A 6,652-nucleotide genomic window follows, 5' to 3' on the forward strand; every position below is an offset into this window, starting at 1 on the left:
ACCCAACCCGAGCAGAGCGCGACCCACCCGAGCAGAGCGAGACTCACCCAACGACCCGCCATCGAGCCACGCCATGCCGACGACGGAATGCAATCGGCGGTACCCTCTTCGGATGACCGCCGACGAGAACACGGAACCCCAACCGGAGATCGTCGAACCGCCCGAGCGGCGCATGGGGGCCACCTATGCGATCGGTCGCGGCATCATCCGGCCCCTCGCCCGGCTGATCTACCGCCCGCACGTCGAAGGCAAGCACAACGTCCCGAAGACCGGCCCCGTGATCTTCGCGAGCAATCACCTCTCGTTCATCGACTCGATCGCGATCCCGGTGGCGGCCCCCCGTCCCGTGCACTTCCTCGCGAAGGCCGACTACTTCGAGGGCACCGGATTATCCGGCTGGGTCTCACGCACGTTCTTCACCTCCATCGGGGCGATCGCGGTGCACCGCGGAGCCGGAAAGGCGGCCCTGGATGCGCTCGGACAGCAGCGCGTGCTGCTCGAATCCGGCAGTGCCGTCGCGCTCTACCCCGAAGGCACCCGCTCCCTCGACGGTCGCCTCTACAAGGGCCGCACGGGGGTGGCCTTCCTCGCGCTCGAGACGGGCGCACCCGTCGTTCCCGTCGGCCTGATCGGCACCGATGACGTCATGCCGGTCGGAGCGAAGCGCCCGGCCATGAACAAGCGCATCACGGTGCGGTTCGGTCAGCCCCTCGAACTCGGCCACCACGGCGCCGCGTCATCGGGCCGGGCCCGTCGCCTCGCAACCGACGACATCATGTCCGCGATCCACGCGCTCTCGGGGCAGGAGCTCGCGAACGAGTACAACGAGACTCCCGCGCACGGCGCCGTCGAGAAGATCCGGCGCGCCATCCCGCACGAGCGCCTCTAGCGCATCGACAGGCTCAGCGACCGAGCTGCCGCTCAGCGACCGAGCTGCCGCTCAGCGACCGGACTGCCGCTCAGCGACCGGGCTGCCGCTCAGCGACCGGGCGCGGGCGCCGCGACCTCGATCTTCGGCTCGTGCCGCACGGGAAAGTTCACCGAGTTCGCGATGAAGCACCAGGCGTTCGCCTGCGCGTGGGCGGCGGTCGCGGCATCCACCATCGAGGCATCGGCCACCGTGACGTGGGGTCGCAGCGTCACCTCCGAGAAGGCGCCCCCGCCTTTGCCGTCCTCGACCATGAGCCCGCTCGCGTCGTCGCGGTAGCCGACCACCACAACGCCCGCCTGCACGCAGGCGTGCAGGTACGACAGCAGGTGGCACTCCGCGAGCGCCGACACGAGCAGGTCCTCGGGATTCCAGCGGCCCGGATCCCCGCGGAACGGCTTGTCGGACGACGCCCGCACGACGGGTTTGCCCGACACCTCGAGGGTCACATCCCGGCTGTACTCGCGGTACCCCGACGTGCCGGAACCGAGGTTTCCCGTCCACGTCGCGGTGACCCGATAGCGGTGCTCGCCGAACATGCCGCCAGTCTTCCACAGCGCTGTCCCGGCGCCCCGGGGCGGGCCCGGGAACAGCCGCCCCGCGGCGGTAGGCTGGCGACGTGCCCCAGACCTTCGCCGTCGCCGACGCGGTCGAGCTCGCCGTCGTCGAACGCAGTGGGTTCGTGGAGTCCCGTCATGCAGGATCCGCCGTCGTCCTCTCGCCCGACGGTGACATCGTCGGCTCATACGGCGCCGTCGGCGCACTCGTCCTCCCTCGCTCGAGCATGAAGCCGCTGCAGGCGGTGGCGTGCGTCACGGCCGGCGCCGCGCTCGAGGGCGAGCGGCTCGCCCTCGCTACCGCGAGCCATTCGGGCACCGACCGACACGTCGCGGTGGTCAGCGACATCCTCGATCAGGGGGGCCTCGGTGAGAACGACCTGGCATGCCCGGCCGCGTGGCCCGCAGACCCGTCCACGCGCGACGAGCTCGTCCGCGCGCACGCGCAGCCCGCACGCATCCGCATGAACTGCTCGGGCAAGCACGCGGCGATGCTCCTGGCGTGCATCACCACCGGCTGGAAGACCCAGGGGTACCTTGATCCCTCGCATCCCCTCCAGGTGCACATCCGCGAGGTCGTGGAGCGGTTCACCGGCGAGCGTGTGGCCGCCACCGCGATCGATGGATGCGGGGCGCCCGTGTACGCGATGACCCTGACGGGCCTCGCCCGCGGCATCCACCGCATCGGCACCGCGTCCGAGCGCTCCCCCTTCGCCCTGCACCGCGTCGCCGGTGCGCTCGTGCGCACGGTACGCGAGAACCCGTGGACGATTGACGGGCCGGGCCGGCCCGATTCGATCGTGATCGAGCGGCTCGGCGTCTTCGCCAAGGGCGGGGCGGAATCGATCATGGTCATGGTCGCCCCGAACGGCACCACCGTCGCGCTCAAGGTGCTCGACGGCGGCGCGCGTGCCGCGAGCGTCATCGCCGTGCATCTGCTCGGTCAGGCCGGCGCACTCAGCCAGGCGCAGGTTGCGGATGCCGCGGCCCATCTCCCCCTTGCCGTCCACGGTGGCGGACGCGACGTCGGGGTCATCCGCCCCACCGTCGGAACCTGAACGCCCGCACAGCGGCGCCTACGAGAGGACAGTTCGATGAGGATCTCCGTCCCCACCGAGGTGAAGAACAACGAGTACCGGGTCGCGCTGACCCCCGCCGGCGTGCACGATCTCGTGCGTTCGGGCCACGACGTCGTGGTGCAGCGCGGCGCGGGTCTCGGGTCGTCGATGGGCGACGCCGAGTACGAAGCCGCCGGAGCGACGCTGCTCGATGACCCCGCGGAGGTCTGGGCGCGCGCCGACCTCGTTCTGAAGGTCAAGGAGCCCGTCGCGAGCGAGTACGGGTACTTCCGCCGCGACCTGGTGCTCTTCACCTACCTGCACCTCGCGGCCGACCGTCCGCTGACGGATCGATTGGTGGATGCCGGGGTCACGGCGATCGCGTACGAGACGGTGCAGCTGGGCGGGTCCGGACCACAGGGCGGCGGGCTGCCGCTCCTCGCGCCGATGAGCGAGGTCGCGGGAAGGCTCGCGCCCATCGTCGGCGCCAACACCCTGCTCCGCTCGCAGGGCGGCCTGGGGCTGCTGATGTCGGGCGTGCCCGGCACCCGTCCGGCCAGGGTCACCGTCATCGGCGGAGGTGTCGCCGGCGCCAACGCCACCGTGATCGCGGCCGGACTGGGCGCCGACGTGACGGTGTTCGACACCAACATCCAGCGCCTGCGCTATCTCGATGACCACTTCGCCGGCCGCATCAAGACGGCGGCCTCGAATCCGCTCGACCTCGACCGCGCCGTCGTCGACTCCGACCTCGTCATCGGGTCGGTGCTGATCCCCGGCGCGAAGGCCCCGAAGCTGGTCACGAACGCGATGGTCTCGCGCATGCGCGAGGGCAGCGTGCTCGTGGACATCGCCGTAGACCAGGGCGGATGCTTCGAGGACACGCGCCCCACGACGCACGCGGATCCGACGTTTCCGGTGCACGGAACGGTGTTCTACTGCGTCGCCAACATGCCGGGCGCCGTGCCCAACACGTCGACCTCCGCGCTCACGAATGCGACCCTCCCCTACATCCGGCAGATCGCGCGGAACGGCTGGCGCGAGGCGCTGCGTGCGGATGCCGCGCTGGCGCATGGCCTGAACACGACCGCCGGCGCGGTCGCAAACCCGGGCGTCGCCGCCGCGCACGGGCTGGCGGCGTTGCCGCTCGAGGACGCGCTGGCCTGAGCTCCGGTTCGGCGGTCGCGCGTCGAGCGTGACCGCCGAACCCGGTCACGGCGAGCGGTGCCGTCAGGCCGCCGGCGCCTGCGAGATGCGGACGGTGTTTCCCGACGGGTCGCGGAAGGCGCAGTCACGCGGTCCCCAGGGCTGCTCGATGGGCTCCTGAAGCACCTCCGCCCCGGAAGCACGCACCTTCTCGAAGGTGGCGTCGACGTCGCTGGAGTTGAACACCAGCATGGGCAGGACTCCTTTGGCGAGGAGTTCGGCGATCGCGTCGCCGTCGGCCTGCGAGCGGCCCGCGTGCGGCTCGGAGAGAACGATCCCGAGCCCGGGCTGCGCGTCGCTTCCGAGCGTGACCCAGCGGAATTCGCCGGATGCCACATCGTTCTGGACCTCGAGTCCGAGGGCATCGCCGTAGAAGGCGATCGCCTCATCGACGTCGTTGACGGTCACGTTGCAGTATTGGAGTGCGATAGTCATGACGACCACGCTAGGGCGCGGCATCCGCGATCGCTTCTCCGATTCTGCTCGATGCGCTCCCTGCGCGATCCAGTTTTCCGGTGGTCGGGCGATCAGGTGAGACCGCCATCGACCGACCGGCCGGCGCTCGCGGGATCGTCCGGCACGAGCACCTCGGTCTGCCGGTTGAGGCTCTCTCCCCGGAAGAAGGGCTTCGATCGGGGAAACGCGAACCACACGAGCATGAGCACGACGCCGAAGGCGAGCGAACCGATCCCGAGCACGAAGGTGCCACCGATGCCCAGCAGCACGGTGTACCCGTAATCGACGTCGTACATGTCGATCGCGGACTGCACGAACGCGTACGTGAGCATGAGGGCGCCCAGCAACGGGAAGAGGAACTTGTAGAAGAAGTTCCTCGCCGACGCGAACAGCTCACGACGGAAATACCACACGCAGGCGTAGCCCGTGATGCCGTAGTAGAACGCGATCGCGAGACCCAGCGAAAGGATCGAGTCCTGCAGGATGTTGTCGCTGATGAGCGTCATGCCGACGTAGTAGACGGATGCGACGATGCCCATCACGAGCGTCGAGAACGAGGGGGTCTTGTACCGCGGGTGCACGGACGCGAAACGCCTCGGCAGCGCCTTGTAGGCGGCCATCGCGAGCGTGCCTCGCGCGGTGGGCAGGATCGTCGTCTGGGTCGATGAGATCGCCGAGATCATGACGGCGACGACGAGCACCCAGCCGACGGGTCCGAGCAGTCCGTCCTTGATCGCGAGGAAGAAGTCGTCGGCGTTCGCTTCGTTGCCAAGGCCCGTGCCGGTCTCGCCGAGTCCGGCGTACATCATCGCCGCGACGGTGACCCCGACGTAGGTGACGAGCAGGATGACGGTGGTCAGGAGGGCCGCGCGCCCCGGGATGCGCTTGGGGTCCTTCGTCTCCTCGTTGAGCGCGAGGCACGTGTCCCAGCCCCAGTAGATGAACAGCGCGAGCAGGATCGCTTCGACGAATCCGCTCCACTCGGTGAACGCGAACGGGTTGAACCACGACCAGTCGAACGGCGTCGGGTCGGGGGCCGAGCCCGCGAAGAACTGCCAGAGGGCGGCGACGACGAAGATCGCGAGCGCCGCGTACTGGATGCCGAGGAGGATGTTCTGGATTTTCTCGCCGATCTCGACCCCGCGCCAGCTCACCCACGTCATCGCGGCGATGAAGACGACACCGGTGGCAGTGACGAGCGGGACGTTGTCCGACAGGAGAGCATCCTCGGAGGTGCGGACGATGCCGTCGATCAGCGCCCAGAAGTAGATGCCGGCGATCTGCGCGAGGTTGGCGAGGACGACCATGCCGGCGACGGCGACGCCCCAGCCGCCCATCCAGCCCACCCACGGGCCGAACGCCTTGGTTCCCCACGTGAAGGTCGTGCCGCAGTCGGGCACGGCGTTGTTGAGCTCGCGGTAGGCGAACGCGATGAAGAGCATGGGAATGAACGCCACGACGAACGCGATCGGGGCCTGCGCACCGACGGCGAGGACGACGAAGCCGAGGGTCGCGACGAGCGAGTAGACGGGCGCCGTGGAGGCGAGGCCGATGACGGTGGAGCCCCAGAGCCCCAGCGTTCCGGCGGCGAGACCCTTTCCTTCGGGTGGGGAAAGGTCGATCGGTGTCGTCGATGTCACAAGCGATACTGTAGGCCCGCGCCCGCGGCAGGCATAGGACGCGGGCCCGGATCTGTGCCGAATCGTGTCCTGTGGAGTCGGCCACGTCACACGCGTCACGCGGTCGTGAGCGGGAGGACGACCCGCCGCGGCGGGGAGTCGCCGGTGCACAGCCACGCGCGCCCCGCGCCGGGCTGAGCGTACGGCGGCAGGTCGCGCTCCCCCGCGATCGTCCGGAGCTCCGTCGCGCACGCGGCATCGACGAGAAGCGGATGCTGCGCCCGCAGGGCCTGGAGGAGACCCCACTGCGCCTGCCACGCGTCCGCGTCGCCGACCAGCACCGTCGGCGATCCACCCGCGTCCGCGAGCAGGTCGCCCAGCCGCGCGCCCGGCGCGAGTCGATCGACCGCGACGACCCGCACGTTCCAGGCCGTGGCGAGAGCGTCGACCGTTCTGCGCACGCCCCTCGTGACGACCCCGGTGAACTCGCTGTCCGGCGACCAGTCCCCCGGCGCGACGTCATCCGTGACCAGGAGCCCTCCGCCCGAGCCCGGGGCTGCCGCGCGCGCGAACTGCAGCTCGCGGCCGCCGAAGCGCGCACGACCCGGCGGACGCCCGGGCATGAAGCCGTCGGGCTCGCCGCCGGCGGCGATGTGGTCGGCGCGCGTGGCGAGGGCCAGCACCGCCCGGCTCGGAAGCGGTTCGACGACGCGCGCCAGGGAACCGTTCAGTCGCTGCGCGGTCAGCACGAGGTACGTGCCCATCACCGCGGCGTCGCGGGCCATCCCCTCGAGACGGTCGAGCACCGCGCGCGCGTGATCGGCGGGG

6 protein-coding genes and 1 pseudogene are annotated in these 6,652 nt (G+C 70.2%); 3 read left to right on the forward strand and 4 right to left on the reverse strand.

Annotation, left to right across the window (positions count from 1 at the left end):
* Positions 1-112: 112 nt before the first annotated feature.
* Positions 113-889 (forward strand): lysophospholipid acyltransferase family protein, encoded by a 777-nt coding sequence (locus tag VNT50_RS05950; protein ID WP_325484182.1) that lies wholly within the window; start codon positions 113-115, stop codon positions 887-889.
* Positions 890-978: 89 nt separating this feature from the next.
* Here VNT50_RS05950 and VNT50_RS05955 read toward each other — a convergent pair whose 3' ends face one another.
* On the reverse strand, positions 979-1,467 hold the full coding sequence (locus tag VNT50_RS05955) for an OsmC family protein (RefSeq protein WP_325484183.1): 489 nt from the start codon (positions 1,465-1,467) through the stop codon (positions 979-981).
* 80 nt (positions 1,468-1,547) lie between these two features.
* Between VNT50_RS05955 and VNT50_RS05960 the strand changes: the two genes are divergently transcribed.
* Positions 1,548-2,543: an asparaginase gene (locus VNT50_RS05960; RefSeq protein ID WP_325484184.1), complete on the forward strand. Its 996-nt coding sequence runs from the start codon at positions 1,548-1,550 to the stop codon at positions 2,541-2,543.
* 36 nt (positions 2,544-2,579) lie between these two features.
* A complete protein-coding gene (ald, locus tag VNT50_RS05965) occupies positions 2,580-3,710 on the forward strand; it encodes an alanine dehydrogenase (protein ID WP_325484185.1) in 1,131 nt (376 codons plus the stop codon).
* 63 nt (positions 3,711-3,773) lie between these two features.
* On the opposite strand, the gene VNT50_RS05970 is transcribed toward ald, so the two are convergent.
* From VNT50_RS05970 to VNT50_RS05980, 3 genes and pseudogenes are all read right to left on the reverse strand, one after another.
* The gene (locus tag VNT50_RS05970; protein WP_325484186.1) at positions 3,774-4,184 is read right to left on the reverse strand and encodes a VOC family protein; all 411 of its coding nucleotides are present in this window, start codon (positions 4,182-4,184) and stop codon (positions 3,774-3,776) included.
* Positions 4,185-4,276: 92 nt separating this feature from the next.
* Entirely contained in the window at positions 4,277-5,845 is a 1,569-nt protein-coding gene (locus tag VNT50_RS05975) for an APC family permease (RefSeq protein ID WP_325484187.1), read from the reverse strand.
* A gap of 95 nt (positions 5,846-5,940) precedes the next feature.
* Positions 5,941-6,652, reverse strand: a pseudogene (locus VNT50_RS05980) (hypothetical protein); the annotation flags it as partial.

This window comes from Microbacterium sp. (genome assembly GCF_035554235.1).
In the GTDB taxonomy this organism is placed as follows: Bacteria; Actinomycetota; Actinomycetes; order Actinomycetales; family Microbacteriaceae; genus Microbacterium.